The organism is Microbacterium sp. zg-B185 (assembly GCF_030246885.1).
Classification (GTDB): Bacteria; Actinomycetota; Actinomycetes; order Actinomycetales; family Microbacteriaceae; genus Microbacterium.
The window spans coordinates 597,217-616,127 of the sequence record NZ_CP126739.1; the positions used below are offsets into that span (position 1 = coordinate 597,217).

Consider the following 18,911-nt stretch of genomic DNA (forward strand, 5'->3'; position numbering starts at 1 on the left):
AGCCCCGATTCCTCGACTATAGACCGGCATCCGCCAATATGAATCGACTCTCAGGTTGCCTCGGGTGGAGGACCTCCGTCCCCGATGGATCAGTGCGCCGCTGCGTCCTCGGGCGTCTGGCCGGTATAGAACCGGTAGGTCGCATCGGCTGCGCGCTGCGCCGCGTCGGCGTCGTCGCCCGCCTCCGCCTGCGCGCGTGCCCAGGCATCTGCGGTCGCCCGCGCGAAGCGGGTGCCCTCGTCACTGAGCATCCATTCGTCGGCCGCGTCCGGGGCGATGCGGGGACCTCCGCCGAGATAAAGCGCGAGCCCGAGCAGCCCGTGGTCCCAGCCGACACCGGTCGCACCCGGTCCGTATGTGTCCCAGAAGCCGGGGGGAAGATCGTCGGTGCGCGCAGTGTGGGTCAGCTCGAGGCGCGTCGACCCGCCGTCGAGTGCCCGCAGGCCCACCGTCACCCAGGAGGTTCCGCCGCCGGACTCCCACGTGACCCGGTAGCCGGCTGCGCCGTCGGACGGCGGCGAGCAGTCGAGCACGGTACCGCCGGCGTTGCCCTGCAGCTGGTACCTCCCGCCCACCCGCAGCTCGCCCGAGACGGGAAGGAACCAGCGCGCGATGCGGTCGGTCGTGACCGTGTCCCACACGTCCTCGATCGGGGACGCGTACACCTGCGCGAGGGTCTGCACGCGCGTGGGCGCGCCGTCCTCCTCCGTGGCCGCGACCGTCCGCGTCACCGCATCGATCTGGGCGTTCACATCGACCATGTCAGTTCTCCTCTGGCTCGTGGGTCGGTTGCTGGGACGATTCACCGTCGGCCGTGGTGGCCTCTTCGCCCTGCGGCCGGGAGCGGCGTCGCCGCCGGCGTTCCCGGGCGAGTTCGGTTCCGAGCGCATCCAGGTGCGGCTGCCAGAAGCGCCGGAACTGCCCGAACCACGCGTCCGCTTCCTGCAGCGGGGCGGGATCGACGGCATAGAGGCGGCGAGTGCCGTGCGCGCGCACGGTCGTGAACCCCGCTTCGCGGAGTACGCGCAGATGCTGCGACACGGCGGGCTGCGAGATGCCGAAGTCGCGCTGGATGACGTCGCCGACCTCGCCGGCGCTCAACTCCCCGTCGGCGAGGAGTTCGAGGATCCGCCGGCGGACCGGGTCGCTCAGGACGTCGAGTGCGTGCACGCGACAATCATTGCGCCGATTCTTATATAAGTCAATCCATATGAAAGGCGACGGTCGTAGGATGTTCGCCATGCCTTCCGACGCTCCCGTGCTCCCGTCCATCGCGATCCTGGGCGCGGGCTCGATGGGCGGGGCGATCCTGCAGGGGCTGGTGGCCTCCGGCCGGGCGGGCGGCGGTGTGACCGTGACCAACCGCACGCGGGCGAAAGCCGACGCGCTGGCCTCCATCGGCTCAGTCACCAGCGTCGCCCTCGAGGACCGACCCCAGGCCAACGCCGAGGCCGCGGCATCCGCCCGTGTCGTCCTGGTGGGGGTCAAGCCCGCGATGGTGCCGGATCTGCTGCGCGAGATCGCCCCACATCTCGCGGCCGGCACGATCGTGGTCAGTCTCGCGGCGGGCGTGCCGATCGCAACCTTCGAATCGATCCTCGGAGGCGAGGTCGCGGTCCTGCGGTCGATGCCCAACACGCCCGCGCTGGTTCGCCAGGCCGTGACCGGCCTGGCCGCCGGAGCCACTGCGTCGGCTGCTGACATCGCCGTGACACGTGCCCTTTTCGAGACGGTCGGGACCGTCATCGAGGTGCCGGAGTCGCAGATCGACGCGCTCTCGACGATCTCCGGATCCGGTCCCGCCTACTTCTTCCTGCTGGTCGAGGAGTTCACGAAGGCGGCGATGGGCAAGGGCTTCGCGCCGGCGGATGCGCGACTCATGGCTGAGCAGACCTTCATCGGCGCCGCCGCACTCCTGCAGTCATCCGATGCGGACCCGGCCGAGCTGCGACGGCGCGTGACGAGCCCGAAGGGCACCACCGAACGCGCGATCGCCGTCCTGCAGGATGCGCGGCTGGACGAGGTCTTCGCCGCGGCGACGGATGCCGCGCTCGTCCGCGCACGGGAGCTGGCGACCGGCGCGTAGGAGGAGCACCGGGGTGCGGGTGCGCGGCTGGGTCCGCGCAGGCCTGTCGTCGACCAAGCGGCCCGGCGCTGCTTCCCGGGAGTCAGCGGTCCAGGGAGGCGAACCGCTCGATGTCGCTGTTGGTGCCGGACACGATGATCAGGTCGTGGTTGGTGACGATCGTGTTCGCCTCCGCGTAGCGGAAAGGCTTGCCCGGGCTCTTGACCCCGACCACCGTCACGTTGTACTTGGTCCGCACGCCGGACTCATTCAGGCCGACACCGCGGATGAACTTCGGGGGATACATCTTGGCGATCGCGAAGTCGTCATCGAAGCGGATGAAATCCAGCATCCGTCCGCTCACGAGATGGGCGACGCGTTCGCCCGCCTCGCGCTCGGGGTAGATGACGTGGTTCGCGCCGACGCGCGCCAGGATCTTCCCGTGCGACTGGGTGACCGCCTTGGCCCAGATCTGCGGGACCTTCAGGTCGACGAGGTTGGCCGTGATCAGCACGGATGCCTCGATCGAGGAGCCGACCGCGACCACGGCCACCTGGAAGTCCTGCGCGCCCACCTGCTTCAGGGCGTCGATGTTGCGCGCATCTGCCTGGACGGTATGGGTCACCCGCTCGGACCACTTCTGCACCAGGTCGAGGCTCTCGTCGATCGCGAGCACCTCGCGCTCGAGTCTGTCCAGCTCGCCGGCGCAGGCCGCGCCGAACCGCCCGAGTCCGATCACCAGGACAGGGGCATCGCCCCTGATGCGCTCAACCAACGATCGGCCTTTCCACTGGCAGCGAGTAGAGCTGCGAACGGGATGTCGCGGCCACGGCCGCGGCGAGTGTCACTGTACCAATGCGGCCCATGAAGATCGTCGCCGCCATCACATACACGGCCGGGTCGGACAGCTCCGCGGTGAGCCCGGTTGAGAGGCCGACGGTGCCGAAGGCGGAGATCACGTCGAAGAGCACGTCCGCAACGTCCGCCTGACTGATCTGCGCGATGGTGATGGTCGCGATCGCGCAGATGGTCGCCCCCCACGCGACGACGGAGAGCGCGACGCGCTGGACGTCGCTGGGGATGCGGCGCCCGAACGACTCGACGGACTGGCGCCCCTTCGCCTCGGAGATGACCGCCAGGGCCAGGACGGCCAAGGTGGTGACCTTGATGCCCCCTGCGGTGGATGCCGAGCCGCCCCCGACGAACATCAGCATCGATCCGACCACCAGTGATGACCCGTGCAGATCACCGATCGGTACGACCGCGAACCCGCCGGATCGGGTCATGGCGGACAGGAAGAACGCCTGGAAGGTGGTGTCCCAGGCATCCAGGGCGCCGAACGTCTTGGGATTGCCGTATTCGAGGATCAGGAACGCTGCCGCGCCGGCGAAGAACAGCACCGTCGTCGTGATGAGGGTGAGCTTCGCGTGCAGCGACCAGCGGCGCACGTGCCACACGTGCCGCCACAGCGTATAGATCACCGGGAACCCGATGGAGCCGAGGAAGACGCCCACCATCAGGACGGTCAGCATCAGGTAGTTGTCCGCGAACGGCTGCAGTCCACCGGGATTCGGGGTGAAGCCCGTGTTGGTGAACGCCATGGCCGAGTAGAAGGGCGCCTCCCACAGCGCGTCCACCGGGTCGACGCCGGACAGCAGCAGGGACGGGTAGAGCATCACCGCCAGCGCGGCCTCGATGAGCAGGGTGGACAGCGCGACGGTGCGCAGCAGCTGCCCGACGTCGCCCAGACGGACCGTTTGTCCTTCGTTGACCGGCCCGCCGTGGGAACGGAGTGGGTTGGTGTCGCTCGCCGCGATCAGCTTCGCCCGCAGCCCCAGCCGCTTGGAGATCACCAGTCCCAGGATGGAGGCCAGCGTCAGCACACCCATGCCGCCGATGTTCACCCCGATGAAGATCAGGACCTTTCCGAACGCCGAGTAGTGCGTCGCGACGTCGACGGTGGACAGTCCGGTGACGCAGATCGTCGACACGGCGGTGAACAGGGCATCGACCAGCTGCGTGCGCCGCCCGTTCGCCGCGGCGGCGGGCAGAGACAGCAGCGCGGTGAACAGCAGGATGAGTGCCGCGAACACCATGACCGCGAAACGCGCGGGCGAAGATGTGGTGCGCGTGCGGACGTAGTCGAACACCCGCCGCGGGCCGCTGCGCGTGACGAAGGGCGAGCGGTCCTCTTCTGCCGGATGACGCCGACGGCGACCGCTGACGCGCCTGCCCTGGGACATGCACGTCCTCCCTGCTGCGGCACTCTGGCGGAACGTCCATCATGGTACTCCGGCGGGTGCGCGACTAACCTATCCACATGGCGGACATCTTCGACGTGATCGCGGACGGCACCCGCCGCGACATCCTGCAGCTCCTCCTCGATCGTTCGTCCGCCGGCGAGCGCGGGACGAGTGTGTCTCATATCGTGCAGCAGCTCGGCGTGAGTCAGCCGACGGTGTCCAAGCACCTGAAGGTCCTACGTGAAGCGCATCTGGTATCCGTCCGCGAGGAGGGACAGCACCGCTACTACAGCCTGTCGTCCGCGCCGCTGGATGAGATCGATGACTGGCTGGTCCCGTTCCTGGACGAAGCGGCGGATGCCGAGGCCGAACTCGCCGGCGGGTCGACCCTCACCGACTCGGCGGCGCACGCCGCCGACGTGGTGGGCCGCGCCGCAGCATCCGCCAAGCACGCCGTCGCCAGCGCGTTCAAGAAGCTTCCCGGCCGCTGACCGAGACCCGTGCGTGTCGAGGTCCGGAAGACACCGCAGCCGGGACGGGCGTTCCCAGCAGTCACACGGGTTTACACGTGTCGCAGCGACCCCATAGAGTGAGGGAACGACCATCGGAAGGGGAGAACATGGCCGAGTTGCCTGATGTGCGCTTCCTGACCGTGGCGGAGGTCGCCGACATCATGCGGGTGTCGAAGATGACCGTCTATCGGCTGGTCCATGCCGGCGAGCTTCCCGCGGTGCGCTTCGGCCGCAGCTACCGTGTCCCCGAGTCGGCTGTCACCGACGCGCTGCAGCGCCCGATCGCCGACGTCGGCTGAGCCGGAGCCGGCCGCAGTTCAAGGGCGCGGGCAGCGCCTGATAGACTGACGACAGGCTTTCAGATTCTTGCCCGTTCCCGGGCGGTTGTCGCATGCCTGCGTCGGTCGTCCAGACCCTGATCTAGTGAGGTTCTCCGTGGGTTCAGTCATCAAGAAGCGCCGCAAGCGCATGGCGAAGAAGAAGCACCGCAAGCTGCTTCGCAAGACTCGCCACCAGCGCCGCAACAAGAAGTAGCGGCATCCACACCAAGCGCCTGTCCGGTGGACGGGCGCTTCGTGCATCCGGTGCGCGGTCCTCTCAGCCGCACGAACCGGAGTGCAGAGAGGTCCGACATGAAATCGATCACCATCGCTGAGCTGCACGAGCAGCCGGACACACCGCTCATCGACGTGCGCGAGCCCGATGAGTACGCCGCCGGTCATGTGCCCGGGGCGGTCAACCTGCCGATGTCGACGCTGGGCGAGCACGTGGACCAGCTGCCTGCCGAGCCGTTCCACGTGATCTGCCAGGTCGGCGGGCGTTCGGGACGGGTCGTCGAGGCGCTCTCCGGCCGCGGCTACGACGCCACGAACGTCGACGGGGGCACCGCCGAGTGGGTCGCCTCGGGCTTTCCGCTCGAGCGCTGAGGCCCCCGCGCGAACGCGCCCGCACCCCTCATCCGCTGTTTAGGATGAGACGATGACCACCGTCACCGTGATCGGCAAACCCGGGTGCCACCTCTGCGCTGTGGCGCGCGAGATCGTCGATGTCGTGGTCTCCGAGGCGCCCGAGGACCGGATCGTCGTCGAAGAGCTCTCCATCGCCGACGATCCCGCCCTGTACGAGCTCTGGTGGGAGAAGATCCCCGTGGTGCTCATCGACGGTGCAGTCCATGCCCACTGGCGCGTGTCAGCGGACCGCCTGCGGACAGCACTGAACGTCCCGTACGGCCGCCCGGTGGGCGCGTAGTCCCCGCTACGGCGAGAGGCGCGTGGGACCGCGGAACAGGTACGTGACCTCGCGGATCGACGACTCGCCCAGCAGCAGCATCAGCACGCGTGCGAGGCCCATGCCGAAGCCTCCGTGCGGCGGTACGCCGTAGCGGAAGAAGTCGAAGTAGAACTCGAGGTGCTCGGGGTCCAGGCCCTTCTGCTTGGCCTGTTCGATGAGGATGTCCACGCGGTGCTCGCGCTGGGCACCGGTGGTGATCTCCACGCCGTTGTAGAGCAGGTCGTAGCTCTTGGTCAGACCGGTCTCGGCATCGCGCATGTGGTAGAACGCGCGGATCTCGTGCGGGTAGTCCGTGATGAACACGAAGTCATGCCCGTAGGTCTCCTTGACGTGCGCGGAGATCTGGCGCTCACCCTCGGGGTCCAGGTCGCCGTCGGTGCGCGGGATGTCGTACCCGCGGGCCGCCACGATCTCGCGGGCCTCGGCGAGCGGAATCCGGGGGAACGGGAGGGTCGGGGCGGTCGGCGTGACGCCGAACAGCTCCTCGATCTCGGCGCCGTGCTTGTCCAGGACCGCGCCGATCGCGAAGGCGAGGAGCTCCTCCTGCATGCGGGCGACGTCCTCGTGCGAGTCGATCCACGAGATCTCGGCGTCGATGCTGGTGAACTCCGTCGCGTGACGCGAGGTGAAGGAGGGATCCGCGCGGTAGACGTCGCCGATCTCGAAGATCTTGCCGAACCCGGCCGACTGCGCCATCTGCTTGAAGAACTGCGGGCTCTGCGCCAGGTAGGCCGTCTGCTCGCCGAAGTACTCCAGGGCGAACAGCTCGGCGTTGGACTCCGAGGCGGAGGCCATCAGCTTGGGGGAGTGGATCTCGATGAAGTCGCGTTCGATCCACCACGTGCGCATCGCGTGCTCGAGGGTGGTCTGCACGCGGAAGATGAGGTTGTTGCGACGCTGACGCAGGTCCAGGAAGCGCCAGTCCATGCGCTTGTCCTGTGCGCTGTCGGCGGCGATGGGGGTCTCCGGGAGAGCCGCGGCGGCGACCTCCAGTCCGCTGAGCTTGATCTCGACGCCGCCGAGCTTGACGCGCTCGTCGTGCTTGAGCTCGCCGTGCGCGGTGAGGAAGGTGCCGGTGGTCAAGGCAGAGATGGTCTCCGTCAGCGCGAGCGCCTCGGGGTTCTGCGGTTCGGCCGCGTCCGGGTCGAACCGGGTGGCCGGGTTGACCAGCTGCACGGCGCCGGTCTCGTCGCGAAGGATGACGAACTGCACCTTCTTCTGATCGCGGACGGTTTCGACCCATCCGGACACCGAGACGGGTCCATCGGATCGGGCCTGCAGCTGCTTGACGAGAACGCGTTCACTCACGGGGGGACAGTCTACGTTGAGCCGTTACCGGTCATACTGCGCCGCCGCGTCCGGCCGGGCGCGCTCGAGGCCCATCAGGCGTCGCACGCGGATGATTCAGATCGCTCAGCGCGTCCCGGACGCGTCGGCTCCTATGCTGAGCGCGTGACCACGCCTCCTCCTCCGCCGCCCGCCGCAGCGTCCTCTGGTCAGCCTCCCGCCGGTGCATCCCCCGGTGCGCAGATGTCCGGGGTCGGGTCGGCCCCGCGGCGACCCGCGATCGTATGGGACATCGTCGTCACGCTCATCCTGCTCGTGTGTCTCGGGATACTGACGCTGATCACCTCCTACTTCGGGCTGTTCCTGGCCATGGCCTCGGACCCCTGCGGCGGCACGGCGCAGTGCGACACCGACCTGATCGGGCTCGGGGTCCTGGCCGCGGTCGGCCTGCCCTGGATCGTCCTTCTCATCGCAGCTGTGGTCGCGATCGTTCTGCTCGTGAAGCGACGCCTCGCCTTCTGGGTGCCGTTGCTGGCGGCGCCGTTGACGATCGCATCGTGGTTCGTCGGCGCGGCGATGGCGTCCGCCGGCGTTCCCTGAAACGCGCCCGCATGCGCGCGGAAGCGCCCGAAACGCGCCCGCGTGCGCGCGGAAAAGGTCGCCTCAGCGAGCACACAACGGCGTCCACGTAGACTGGATCCGTGCCCGCCGACCGTCTTCATCTCGTCCGCCACGGAGAGGTCCACAACCCTCGCCGCGTGCTGTACGGGCGGCTTCCCGGCTTCGGGCTGAGCGCTGACGGGCGGAGGATGGCACGCCAGGCGGCGGAATACGTTCAGGCGCTGGAGCGCCCCATCGGCGCCCTGATCGCGTCGCCGCTGCAGCGCACGCGCGAATCCGCGGAGCCGTTCACCGAGCTGCTCGGAATCGACCCCCTGATCGACGAGCGCGTCATCGAGCCGACCAACGTGTTCGAGGGCAAGCGGATGAGCAGGGCACTGGCCAACCCGGCGAGCTGGCGCTACCTCGCCCGGCCCGAGATCCCCAGCTGGGGCGAACCGTACGTACAGGTCGTGGCGCGCGTGCAGGAGGCCATGAAGGATGCCTGGCACGACATCGAGTCCGGCGATGCCGTCATCGTCAGTCACCAGCTTCCGATCTGGGTGACCCACCTCGCCGTGGCGGGACTGCCGACCCGGCACGACCCCCGCCGGCGGCGGTGCGCGCTCTCCAGCGTGACCAGCTTCGAACTCGTGGGCGACGTCTGGCGTGAAGTCGACTACGCCGAGCCGGCATCGACCGCCGGCGCCGTCGACGTGGGGGCGGTGTGATGAGGCGCCGTCGTACCCTCGCCGTCCGTCGCGCCACCGCCGCGCTGGTCACCGCGACACTGGCCCTCTCGCTTGCGGCGTGCGCGAACGACCCCCTGGCCGAGCAGTATCGGGCAGGCGATAACAAGGGGTACATCGCCGGTGATTTCCGCGTCGTGGAGATCGCGGCCGACGAGCGCACCGAACCGGTGGTGTTCGAGGCGACCACCGAGACCGGAGGCTCCGTGACCAGCGCGGACTATCTCGGTGGGGTGCTGGTGGTGAACTTCTGGTACGCCGCATGCGGTCCGTGTCGCGCCGAGGCCGGCGACCTGGAGGAGGCGTACGGGCAGTTCCAGGATGAGGACGTCGAGTTCCTGGGGATCAACACGATCGACTCGGCGGAACAGGCCGCCGCGTTCGCCGAGACCTACGGCGTGACCTATCCGAGCGCGATCGCGTCGCAGACGCCCTCGATCAAGCTGGCGTTCGCCGAGAAGACGCCGATTCAGGCGACACCGACGACGCTGGTCCTGGACGCCGACGGCCGCGTGGCCGCGCGGATCATCGGCCAGCTTCCGGACGCCTCTATCCTGACCGCACTCGTGCGCGACACTCTCGCGGAGTCCTCGTGAACCCCGGCGCCGTCATCACCGACGGCGCACTGTGGATCGCTCTGCCGATCGCTCTGCTCGCCGGGCTCGTCTCCTTCCTCTCGCCCTGCGTGCTGCCACTCGTTCCCGGCTACCTCGGCTTCATCGGCGGCGCCGTCTCGCCGCGGCCGGAACCGGTGGCGGCAGCAGCCGCCGCCGCGCCGCGCAGGGGCGCCGCACCTGTCGATGCTGCGCCCCTGGCAGAGACCCCCAGCCGTGGGCGCCTGCTGGTCGGGGTGCTCCTGTTCGTCGCCGGGTTCACCGTCGTGTTCATGGCCGTCAACATCCTGGGCGGAACGGTCGGGCGCTTCTTCCTCGAGTACGCCGACCCGATCACGCGCGTCATGGGTGTCATCATCGTCCTTCTCGGCCTCGTGTTCATCGGCCTCTTCGGGTTCGCCCAGCGCACGTTCAAGCCGCAGGTGCGCGGCAACGTCGGCCTGATCGGGGCGCCGCTGCTGGGCCTCGCGCTCGGCATCGGCTGGGCGCCCTGCATCGGACCCACCCTCGGTGCGATCCTGGCCATGTCCTGGAACTTCGGCGACCCCGTCCGGGCCGGGCTGCTCGGGCTGGCGTACTCGCTCGGCCTCGGCATCCCGTTCATCCTCCTCACGCTGGGCTTCGGGTGGGCGACGCGGTCGGTCGGCTTCCTGCGCCGGCACATCCGCACCGTGAATCTCGTCGGCGGCGTGCTGCTCGTCGTCCTCGGCATCCTGATGGTCTCCGGCGTCTGGACGGCCCTCATGGCGCAACTGCAGGGAGTGTTCCTCAATGTCCCCCTCCCGCTCTGAGCCCGACGGCGCGTCCCCGCCGATCGAAGGCACGCTGAGACCCGCGGATCACGCCGACTCGGTCGCGGCATCCACGGATATCGCCCAGCCTGCGCTGGGCGTGGTCGGCTGGCTGCGCTGGGGATGGCGTCAGCTGACGAGCATGCGCACCGCCTTGGTCCTGCTGCTGCTGCTCGCGATCGCGGCCGTGCCGGGCTCGATCGTGCCGCAGCGCAGCGCGGATCCGAACGGGGTCACGCAGTACTTCACCGACAACCCGGATCTCGCGCCGATCCTGGACAACCTCCAGCTGTTCGACGTGTATTCGTCGGTCTGGTTCTCGGCGATCTACATCCTGCTGTTCATCTCGCTGATCGGATGCGTGATCCCGCGGACGCGGCACCACTGGAAGGCACTGCGGGCGCGACCGCCCCGGACCCCCGCCCGCCTCGAGCGGCTGGCGGACCACCGCTCGCGCGTGGTGGAACTCGCGCCCGGGGCCGACACGTCGGCCGCCGCTGCGACCGCTGTGGACGTCGCGGCCGCGCAGCTGCGCAGCGGCGGATACCGCGTGGAACGGTACGACGCGGGTGGGACGCTGTCGGTTTCGGCCGAGCGCGGGTATGCGCGCGAGACCGGGAACCTGGTCTTCCACACCGCGCTGATCGGCGTCCTGATCGCCGTCGGCGTGGGCGGCGGCTACACCTACACCGGGCAGGGCGTCATCGTGGAAGGCGGCACCTTCGTCAACACCCTGCTCGATTACACGTCGTTCAATCCCGGCCGCTTCGTCGACGAGGAACAGCTCGCCCCGTACTCGATGGCACTGGACGAGTTCAGCGTCACCTACCAGCCCTCCGGCACCCAGGCAGCCGGCCAGGCCGGCGATTTCATCGCGCATCTGACGACTCAGGTCGCCGGACAGGAGCCCGTCCAGGCGGAGGTGCGTGTGAACCATCCGCTCGAGATCGAAGGCGACCGCGTGTACCTGATGGGCAACGGATACGCGCCGACGATCACGATCCGCGATTCTGCCGGCACGACGGTGTTCTCCGAGTCGGTGCCGTTCCTTCCCCAGGACACGAACATGACCTCCCTCGGGGTGATCAAGGTGCCCGACGGCATGCCGGAGCAGCTCGGGCTGGTCGGGTTCTTCTACCCGACGCAGGCGCCGCTGACCACCGGGGCGTTCACCTCTGCATACCCGGCGCTGATCAACCCGGTCGTCACCCTGGACGTCTACGCCGGCGATCTGGGCATCGACGACGGCACGCCCCGATCGGTGTATACGCTCGATCCGACCGGCATGACGCAGCTCACCGGGCGGGCCGTGGACGTCGACTCGATCGAACTTGCGCCCGGTCAGACCGCCGAGCTGCCGGACGGCCTGGGCACGATCACCTTCGAGAACGAATCTCCCGCCGGCGCTGAGGGCTACGACCAGTCCGTCAAGCGGTTCGTGTCGCTGTCGGTCCACCGGGATGCCGCGGCAGCCTGGGTGCTCGGATTCGCCGTGCTGGCCGTGCTCGGGCTGCTTGCCGCCCTGTTCCTCCCGCGTCGCCGCGTGTGGGTGAAGGCGACCGCAGATGGGAACACGCTGCGTCTGGAGTACGCCGGGCTCGCGCGCGGCGAGGACCCGACCATCGCCACCGCGCTGGACCAGATCGTCCTCAAGCACACCACCTCGCTGGACCCGTTGCTGCGCGAACAGGTGTCGGCTCCGGTGACGGAGCCGGGGTCCGTCCGCGGGCGGCCCGCCGGCGCGGCGGACGAGCGCGAGACCAGCGCTGCGGAGGACGAGGGCGACCGGGGATCCGCGGATTCTCCCCGCGTAGACTGAACCCCATGCCTGGCACCCCCCTCTCACTCGACACGGTCTCCGTGCTGCTCGTGTGGACCGCCATCGCGATCTACGCGTTCGCGTTCATCGCCTACGCGGTCGACCTGGCCAGTCGCGGGGCGCGCGCGGTCGACGCGCAGGACGCGTCGACGCGTGAACGAGAGCTTGTCACCGTGGGAGCGGATGCGGCATCCGTCGGCGAATCCCGGCGCAGGGACGCCGGCGCCCGGAGGCGGGATCAGGAGCGTGCCGCCGAGCGGGCGTTCACGGCGCGGCCCGGCCAGCGCCCGCGCCTGATCTGGGCCCGCATCGGCACGTCGCTGACCGTCCTCGGGCTGGTCTTCCACGTCGCCGGCGACGTGACGCGAGGCATCGCAGCCGGACGAGTTCCGTGGTCGAACATGTACGAGTTCGCCCTCACCGGAACCATGCTCATCGTGGCGGTCTACCTCGTCTCGCTGCTGCGCTACGACCTGCGCTTCCTCGGGTCGTTCATCACCGGCATGGTCGCGCTGCTGCTGGGCGGCGCGGCGCTGGCGTTCTACGTCGAGATCTCGCCGCTCATGGACCCGCTCAAGAGCGTCTGGCTCGTGATCCACGTGTTCGTCGCCTCGCTCGCGACCGCTCTGTTCGCGCTCGCTTTCGGGCTCTCGGTGCTGCAGCTGATGCAGGCCCGCCGGGAGCGGAAGATCGCCATCGCGGATGCCGCGGCCGACGGCGCCCCCGCGGCCAAGACCGGACCGCGGTTCCTGGGTACGCTGCCGGGCAGCGACGCCCTCGAGTCGATCGCGTACCGCTTCGCGATCCTCGGCTTCATCTTCTGGACGTTCACGCTCATCGCCGGCTCCATCTGGGCCAACGATGCGTGGGGCCGGTACTGGGGCTTCGACACGAAGGAAGTATGGACCTTCGTGATCTGGGTGCTCTATGCCGGATACATCCATGCCCGTGCCACGCGCGGCTGGCGCGGATCGCGCTCGGCGTGGCTGTCGATCATCGGCTTCGCCGCCGTGATGTTCAACTTCACCATCGTGAACATGTTCTTCAAGGGTCTGCACGCCTACTCCGGCCTGAGCTGAGCCTGCGCGGGCATTCCCGCGGCTGCGGTCGCGGCATCCCTGCGTTCTGATCCGCTGTCCCCGCCGCGCCCCGTCCAGCGCGCTCGCCTGTCACGACATGCCGCGGGACGCTGCAGATCGTGACAGGGGAGCGGCGGGCTTCACGAACGCGCTCGCCTGTCACGACACGCGGCGGGGCCTTGCAGATCGTGACAGGGGAGCGACAGGCGAGCGGTGGCAGGCGACAGGCGACGGCAAGGCGCCCGGGGCGAAGCGCCGCCGCCAGGACGGCTACGCCGGGGCGGGGGATGCCGCGAGCAGGTCCCGCGCGTTGGCCACGCGTCGCCGCGCCACAGCGAGGGTCGTCGCGATGAACGCGAGCAGCGACCAGATCAGGAGGCCCGCGACGCCGGCGCCGAGGCCGGCGGTCTCCGTCAGTGCGGACAGCATCCCGTTGTACGCGGGCGCGGTGGGCAGCAGCGCCGCGATTTCGGACAGCACACCGGGCACAGTCGAGACCACGCCGGTCGCGACGGCCAGCACGCCGACCAGGGCAGCAAGCCATCGTCCCGCGCCGCCGAACACGGCCACGAGGGCCTGGTTGACGGCCGCGAAGGCGATTCCCGCGACCACGCACAGCGCGGCGAACATCGACCACTGGGCCCAGTCGTAGGATGCCGCGAGCTGGACGACGCCGGCCACGAGCAGTCCCTGCACAGCGCCGAGCACGGCGGCCGGCACCAGCCCGCGCAGGGCGAGGAGCGCCGACGGGGCACGCGAGGTGAGCGCCCGGCGCGAGGCCGCCTGCAGGGCGACGAACGTGCCGAGGCCGCCGAACCACAGCGCGAGCGTGGACAGCAGGGGCACCGCCGACGCGCCGAACAGCGACGAGCCGACGCCGTCGGTGGTCACCGGATCGGACACCACGGTGGCCAGGCTGGTGGCGTCCGCATCCGTGTAGGAGGGAACAGCGGCGGATGCCTGATCCAGGCCGTCCGCGAGGGTCGCCGTCCCGGTCGCGAGCTCGCCGACGCCGTCGGCGAGCGAGGTCGCGCCGTCGGCGGCCTGGGTGGCGCCGCCGGCGAGCTGGGACGCACCGGACTGGAGTCCGCGCGCGCCCTCGGCGGACTGGACGGTGCCGTCGGCGAGCTGGGCAAGGCCCGAAGCCAGTGTGCGCGTCTGAGCCGCGGCTTCGCTCAACCCGGCGCTGGTCTGCGAGGTCAGCTGCTGGATTCCCGAGGCGGTCGGGGTCGCGTAGCCGCTCGCGTATCCGGCACTGGTGGCCGCCGCTCCGGCGTCGCCCGCGACGGCTCCGGCCGTTCCGGCGGCGGCGCCGAGGCTGTCGCAGAACGCTTGCGACGCACCCGAGGCGAGGCACTCGTCGGCCAGTCCCTGAAGCGTGAGTGCCAGCCCACCGGCGCCCTGCGCGACCGCGACCGTCTGCGACGCGGCGGTACCGGCGTAGGTCGCGGCGTCCTGGGCGGCTTGGACCAGCTCCTGGTTGTTCACCTGGGCGGCGGCGGCATCGAGGCCGGCCGCGAGCTGGTTCGCCCCGTTCGCCGACGCCGCCGTGCCCGACCCGATGGTGTCCAGCCCGCCGGCCAGCGTCCCCGCGCCGGAGGACAGCTGCGATGCGCCGTCGCCGAGCTGGCCGATCCCGGCGGGCAGCTGCGCTGCCCCGGACGCCGCCTGCGCTGCACCGTCCGCCAGCTGTGCGGCGCCGTCGGCGGCTTCGCCGAGCTGATCGCCCAGCGTGGTGAACCCCAGGAACACGTTCTCCAGGTACACCTGGGAGAGCTCCTGCCCCATGATGGATGCCGCGGCCGAGGTCACCTGCGCGGTGATGGCGTCGTCGACGACCTTGGAATCCGGTGGCGTGGTGACCTCGATGGTCGCCTGCTCGGGTGTGCCGCCGGGGGCGGTGGAGGTGGCGGCGGCGGAGAAGTTCGCCGGGATCGTGACGACCGCCTGGTAGGTGCCGTCGGCCAGACCGGCGGCGGCGTCCTCGGCGTTGGAGATGGTCCAGTCCAGGTTGCTCGCGATCTCGTCGGATCCCTCGACCAGGCCCGCGGTCAGCTGGCGGCCGAGCGGAATGTACTGGTCGTCGATCGTGACGGGTTCGTCTTCGTTCACGATCGCTGCGCTCATGCTGTCCAGCCGCTCGGCCGGGTTGTACAACGCCGCGACGAGAATGCCGCCGATCAGCACGGGCAGCAGCAGGACACCGATGAGCGTCAGCCAGGTGATAGGGCGGCGCGAGCGCGCCCGTTCGATGTGGAGGGTCATGCGTGTACCTCTGTCGTGGGAACGGCCGTCGGCCGTGTGGAAGTCGATTCGGTGGGGTGCACCGAGTGGGTGCGCCTGGTCACCGTGACGTCGAGGACCGGTGCGTCCGGCCAGCCGGCGTCGGCGAGGAGCCCACGGGCGGCCTCCGGGGAGGCGGAGGCGACGATCAGGGCCATCTCCGGAGCGACGGATGCGGCATCCCTCAGCACCGCGGCGGCCTGATCGCGCACGCCGGCCGGGGTGAGGGCGTCGACGCCGTCGATCACCACGATGCGCGGTGCGCCGGCGAGGGCACGGCGGAGGTCGCGGACCGGCTGCGCGGAACCGTCCAGGAGCGCGACGCCCACGTGTGCCCGCACCCAGGCCTCTCGTCCCGGGAGCAGGTGCCCGCCGACGCGGGCGCGTCCCTCGAGCCCGGCGCGGCCGGAGAGGGCGAGCAGCAGGGCGCGCGGTCCCCGCGCGTCCTTCGCGGTGACGACGAGCGCCTCGCCCCTCTCGACGCGGAGACCGGCGCCGTCGATGAGGTGGAGATCGCCGGCACTGACCGAGACGTCCGCCGCGACGACTGCGGCCGTCGAGTCCGGCTCGGGCCAGTCGGCCAGCTCGAGCTCGCGCTGGACCGCCTCGCCTTCGATGTCGAAGTGCGGCAGCACGCGTTCGAGCCACTTCGGCAGCCACCATGCGCGATCGCCGAGTAGGGCCATCACCGCCGGAGTCAGCGTCATGCGGACCAGGAACGCATCGATGACGATGCCGGCGGCCAGCCCGAGTGCTATCGGCTTGAGCGAGGCATCCCCTTCGGGGACGAACGCGACGAAGACCGCGAACATGATCAGCGCGGCGGCGGTGACGACGCGTGCGGACGAGGTGAAGCCGGATCTGACGGCTCCGACCGCGACGGCGCGTGCCTCCGCTCGGGTCGCACCCGCGCGCCGCGCGTGGACGTAGTCCTCCCGCATCCGCGAGACCAGGAACACCTCGTAGTCCATCGCGAGGCCGAACAGCACGCCCATCAGGACGATCGGCATGAAGCTGATGATCGGCCCGGTGCGGGTCACGTGCAGCACGTCCGCCAGCCAGCCCCATTCGAACACCGCGGCCACGACGCCGAACGCCGCCGCCACCGAGAGCAGGTAGCCCAGCGCCGCCTTGATCGGCACGGCGATGGAACGGAACACGATCGTCAGCAGCACGAGCGAGAGACCCACGACGAAGACGCCGAAGGGGATCAGCGCGGCGCCCAGCTGATCGGAGATGTCGATGGCGACAGCGGTGAATCCGGTCACGGTGACGTCGATGCCGAACTCATCCAGCCACCGGTCGTGCTGGTCGCGCAGCTCCCGCACGAGCTCGGCCGTGGCAGGGTCATCGGGCGCGGTCGTGGGGATCAGCTGCACGATGCCGGTGTCGGCGGTCTCGTTCGGAGTCGCCAGTGCGACCGCCTCGACGCCGGGGAGGCTCGCGACATCGTCGCCGAGGTCGTTCATCAGCCCGACGGGGTCGGTGGAGGTCACGATGGTGCCGGTCAGCACGATGGGCCCGTTAAAGCCCGGGCCGAACTCCTCCGCCACCATGTCGTAGCTCTGGCGCGCCTCGTTCTGCTGCGGCAGCATCCCGGCGTTGGGCAGGGCCAGCGCCAGGCTGGCCGCCGGGATCGCCATGACTCCGAGAGTGAGCACGACGGCGACGGTCGTGACGATCGGATGCTTGGTCACAAGTCCCACCCAGCGCTCCGCGAATCCGCGTCGCGGCGTCTTCGCGGCCTTCGTGCGCGGGCGCTTCGCTCGCCCGGCGACGCGGCCCTTGAGGAACGCCAGCATCGCCGGGGTCAAGGTGAGCGCAACCAGCACCGCGATCGCCACGGCGACGGCGGCGGCGATGCCCATCGTGGTCAGGAACGGGATGCCGGCGAAGGACAGTCCGATCAGCGCGATCAGCACGGTGATGCCGGCGAAGACGACGGCAGATCCGGCGGTGCCGGTCGCGCGCGCCACGGACTCCTCCGGTTCCATGCCGTCACGCACCTGGTCCTGATGCCGGGCGACGATGAACAGGGCGTAGTCGATGCCGACCGCCAGTCCGAGCATCAGCGCCAGCAACGGGGTGGTCGAGGTGATGCTTGCGAACGCGGTGGAGAGGAAGAGGAGGGCGAGAGACAGGCCCACCCCGATGATCGCGGTCAGCAGCGGAAGCCCGGCGACCACGAAGGAGCGGAAGGTGACGATGAGAACGAGGAGGGCGATCAGCAGGCCGACCGCCTCGGTGATCGTGACCCCGGGTACGGAGATCGCGAACAGGTCGCCACCGAGGGCGACCTCGGACCCGGCGGGAAGCTCCTCCCGCAGTTCGGTCGCGACATCCTGCAGCGCCGTCTTGGTCTCAGCGGGAACGTCGGTGGCCTGCCCGTCGAACTGCAGTCGCACGATGGCGGCGTCGCCGTCCTCCGAGACCAGTCCGTTGACCATCTCGTCGAAGGGATCGGTCACCGCGAGGATGCCGTCCAGATCCTCCAGTCCGGCCACGGTGTCGGTGATCGCGGTGGCGTAGGGCTCGTCCCCGATCTGCGCTTCGTCCGCGGCTACGACGATCATCTGGGCGCTGGTGCCGCTGGCCTGGGGGAAGGTCCGGTTCAGCTGCTCGATGCCGGCTTGGGACTCGGTGCCCGGGATGGAGAAGGTGTTGCTGGTGCCCTGACCGAGCGTCAGCGCACCGGCCCCGGCGATGGCCAGCAGCAGTATCCAGCCGACCAGCACCCGCCACGGGTGCCGGTATGACCAACGGCCGAGGGCATACAGAAGAGTGGACACAGCGCCTCCGGGGCTACCAGGAATCAGACAGGTTGGATACAGCGCTGTATCGGATACATGAGTGTATCGTAAGTCCGGCAGCCGCCCTCAACCTGAGTGCTGCGTGTGTATTTTGAGTGGTGACCAGCGAGCCCGAGGAGAGTGGATGACCGACACCGTCACCGTGACGTCGCGCCGACGCGAAACCACCGTGCAGAAGCTGCTGGATGCGGCCGCCCAGGTGTTCGCCGAAGAGGGTCTGGACGCGGCATCCGTCGAGGCCATCTGCGAGCGCGCCGGCTTCACGCGCGGCGCCTTCTACTCGAACTTCGAGTCCAAGGATGAGCTGTTCCTGGAACTGACCAGCCGCGTCGCGCTGGCCCGTGTCGCCGGTGTCCGGGACCGGGTGGCCCAGCTCGAGCGCGGTGGACAGCTGCACGATGTCGCGACCGACGCACTGTCGCTGGTGCAGCAGGTGCTCGATGTCTCCGGCGATGACCGCCTCGCCATCCTGCTCATGAGCGAGATCCGCATCCACGCGCTGCGCGACCCGCAGCTGGGTGCCGCCTATCTGGCGCAGGAGGCCGAGATGCGCGCGAGCGTCGCGCAGATCATCACCGACATCGCCCAGGCCAAGACGCTCAGCTTCCGCATGCCCGCCGACCAGGTCGCGCGGCTCATGCTCACGGTGTGGGAGAGCGAGTCCGTGCGCGCCACGATGGCCGGTCTCGATTACGCCGCGGTGTGCCGGCGCACCAGCGAAGAGATCGCGCGGGTGGCTCAGCTGGTCATCGAGCCGCCGACCGACTGA

The 18,911-nt window shown here is 69.6% G+C and carries 20 protein-coding genes; 13 read left to right on the forward strand and 7 right to left on the reverse strand.

Translation table 11 applies throughout. The features are described 5' to 3' along the window. Window positions 1-89: 89 nt before the first annotated feature. Window positions 90-761 (reverse strand): SRPBCC domain-containing protein, encoded by a 672-nt coding sequence (locus QNO12_RS02775; protein WP_257503527.1) that lies wholly within the window; start codon window positions 759-761, stop codon window positions 90-92. Window position 762: 1 nt separating this feature from the next. Next, window positions 763-1,170 carry an ArsR/SmtB family transcription factor gene (locus tag QNO12_RS02780; RefSeq protein ID WP_257503526.1) on the reverse strand — a complete coding sequence of 136 codons (408 nt, stop codon included), beginning with the start codon at window positions 1,168-1,170 and terminating at the stop codon, window positions 763-765. 70 nt (window positions 1,171-1,240) lie between these two features. Between QNO12_RS02780 and proC the strand changes: the two genes are divergently transcribed. Continuing rightward, complete coding sequence (gene proC / locus QNO12_RS02785) at window positions 1,241-2,086, forward strand: pyrroline-5-carboxylate reductase (protein WP_257503525.1); 846 nt, start codon at window positions 1,241-1,243, stop codon at window positions 2,084-2,086. 82 nt (window positions 2,087-2,168) lie between these two features. Here the strand turns inward: proC and QNO12_RS02790 are convergent, their stop codons facing one another. After that, complete coding sequence (locus tag QNO12_RS02790; protein WP_257503524.1) at window positions 2,169-2,840, reverse strand: potassium channel family protein; 672 nt, start codon at window positions 2,838-2,840, stop codon at window positions 2,169-2,171. Further along, window positions 2,833-4,308, reverse strand: coding sequence for a TrkH family potassium uptake protein (locus QNO12_RS02795; RefSeq protein WP_257503523.1), 1,476 nt, complete (start codon window positions 4,306-4,308; stop codon window positions 2,833-2,835). Before QNO12_RS02795 ends, QNO12_RS02790 begins: the two co-directional genes overlap by 8 nt. Before the next feature lie 77 nt (window positions 4,309-4,385). Here QNO12_RS02795 and QNO12_RS02800 point away from each other — a divergent pair, with 77 nt between their 5' ends. The 5 genes from QNO12_RS02800 to QNO12_RS02820 all read left to right on the forward strand — a co-directional run bounded on the left by QNO12_RS02800 (window position 4,386) and on the right by QNO12_RS02820 (window position 6,068). Beyond that, entirely contained in the window at window positions 4,386-4,799 is a 414-nt protein-coding gene (locus QNO12_RS02800) for an ArsR/SmtB family transcription factor (protein WP_257503522.1), read from the forward strand. Window positions 4,800-4,927: 128 nt separating this feature from the next. After that, the gene (locus QNO12_RS02805) at window positions 4,928-5,119 is read left to right on the forward strand and encodes a helix-turn-helix domain-containing protein (RefSeq protein ID WP_257503521.1); all 192 of its coding nucleotides are present in this window, start codon (window positions 4,928-4,930) and stop codon (window positions 5,117-5,119) included. A 136-nt stretch (window positions 5,120-5,255) separates the two neighbouring features. Beyond that, the gene (locus QNO12_RS02810; protein WP_003792170.1) at window positions 5,256-5,354 is read left to right on the forward strand and encodes a 30S ribosomal protein bS22; all 99 of its coding nucleotides are present in this window, start codon (window positions 5,256-5,258) and stop codon (window positions 5,352-5,354) included. Window positions 5,355-5,452: 98 nt separating this feature from the next. Further along, window positions 5,453-5,746 carry a rhodanese-like domain-containing protein gene (locus tag QNO12_RS02815; protein WP_257503520.1) on the forward strand — a complete coding sequence of 98 codons (294 nt, stop codon included), beginning with the start codon at window positions 5,453-5,455 and terminating at the stop codon, window positions 5,744-5,746. A gap of 52 nt (window positions 5,747-5,798) precedes the next feature. Then, on the forward strand, window positions 5,799-6,068 hold the full coding sequence (locus QNO12_RS02820) for a glutaredoxin family protein (protein ID WP_257503519.1): 270 nt from the start codon (window positions 5,799-5,801) through the stop codon (window positions 6,066-6,068). A 6-nt stretch (window positions 6,069-6,074) separates the two neighbouring features. Here the strand turns inward: QNO12_RS02820 and aspS are convergent, their stop codons facing one another. Next, window positions 6,075-7,418 (reverse strand): aspartate--tRNA(Asn) ligase, encoded by a 1,344-nt coding sequence (gene aspS / locus QNO12_RS02825; RefSeq protein ID WP_257503518.1) that lies wholly within the window; start codon window positions 7,416-7,418, stop codon window positions 6,075-6,077. Between the two features lie 36 nt (window positions 7,419-7,454). Between aspS and QNO12_RS02830 the strand changes: the two genes are divergently transcribed. The 6 genes from QNO12_RS02830 to ccsB all read left to right on the forward strand — a co-directional run bounded on the left by QNO12_RS02830 (window position 7,455) and on the right by ccsB (window position 13,049). Beyond that, window positions 7,455-7,997, forward strand: coding sequence for a DUF6264 family protein (locus QNO12_RS02830; RefSeq protein WP_285178384.1), 543 nt, complete (start codon window positions 7,455-7,457; stop codon window positions 7,995-7,997). Between the two features lie 101 nt (window positions 7,998-8,098). Beyond that, window positions 8,099-8,728: a histidine phosphatase family protein gene (locus tag QNO12_RS02835; RefSeq protein WP_257503517.1), complete on the forward strand. Its 630-nt coding sequence runs from the start codon at window positions 8,099-8,101 to the stop codon at window positions 8,726-8,728. After that, the gene (locus QNO12_RS02840; protein WP_257503516.1) at window positions 8,728-9,342 is read left to right on the forward strand and encodes a TlpA disulfide reductase family protein; all 615 of its coding nucleotides are present in this window, start codon (window positions 8,728-8,730) and stop codon (window positions 9,340-9,342) included. Before QNO12_RS02835 ends, QNO12_RS02840 begins: the two co-directional genes overlap by 1 nt. Then, on the forward strand, window positions 9,339-10,151 hold the full coding sequence (locus QNO12_RS02845; protein ID WP_285178225.1) for a cytochrome c biogenesis CcdA family protein: 813 nt from the start codon (window positions 9,339-9,341) through the stop codon (window positions 10,149-10,151). Before QNO12_RS02840 ends, QNO12_RS02845 begins: the two co-directional genes overlap by 4 nt. Continuing rightward, window positions 10,132-11,970 (forward strand): cytochrome c biogenesis protein ResB, encoded by a 1,839-nt coding sequence (gene resB / locus QNO12_RS02850; RefSeq protein ID WP_257503515.1) that lies wholly within the window; start codon window positions 10,132-10,134, stop codon window positions 11,968-11,970. Before QNO12_RS02845 ends, resB begins: the two co-directional genes overlap by 20 nt. A gap of 5 nt (window positions 11,971-11,975) precedes the next feature. After that, window positions 11,976-13,049, forward strand: a complete 1,074-nt coding sequence (gene ccsB, locus QNO12_RS02855) for a c-type cytochrome biogenesis protein CcsB (protein WP_257503514.1) — start codon at window positions 11,976-11,978, stop codon at window positions 13,047-13,049. A 270-nt stretch (window positions 13,050-13,319) separates the two neighbouring features. Here ccsB and QNO12_RS02860 read toward each other — a convergent pair whose 3' ends face one another. Both QNO12_RS02860 and QNO12_RS02865 read right to left on the reverse strand, forming a co-directional pair. Beyond that, window positions 13,320-15,314 (reverse strand): YhgE/Pip domain-containing protein, encoded by a 1,995-nt coding sequence (locus QNO12_RS02860; RefSeq protein ID WP_257503513.1) that lies wholly within the window; start codon window positions 15,312-15,314, stop codon window positions 13,320-13,322. Then, the gene (locus tag QNO12_RS02865; protein WP_257503512.1) at window positions 15,311-18,121 is read right to left on the reverse strand and encodes an MMPL family transporter; all 2,811 of its coding nucleotides are present in this window, start codon (window positions 18,119-18,121) and stop codon (window positions 15,311-15,313) included. The genes QNO12_RS02860 and QNO12_RS02865 overlap by 4 nt, the downstream gene beginning before the upstream one ends. A 145-nt stretch (window positions 18,122-18,266) precedes the next feature. Between QNO12_RS02865 and QNO12_RS02870 the strand changes: the two genes are divergently transcribed. Continuing rightward, window positions 18,267-18,911, forward strand: coding sequence for a TetR/AcrR family transcriptional regulator (locus QNO12_RS02870; RefSeq protein WP_257503511.1), 645 nt, complete (start codon window positions 18,267-18,269; stop codon window positions 18,909-18,911).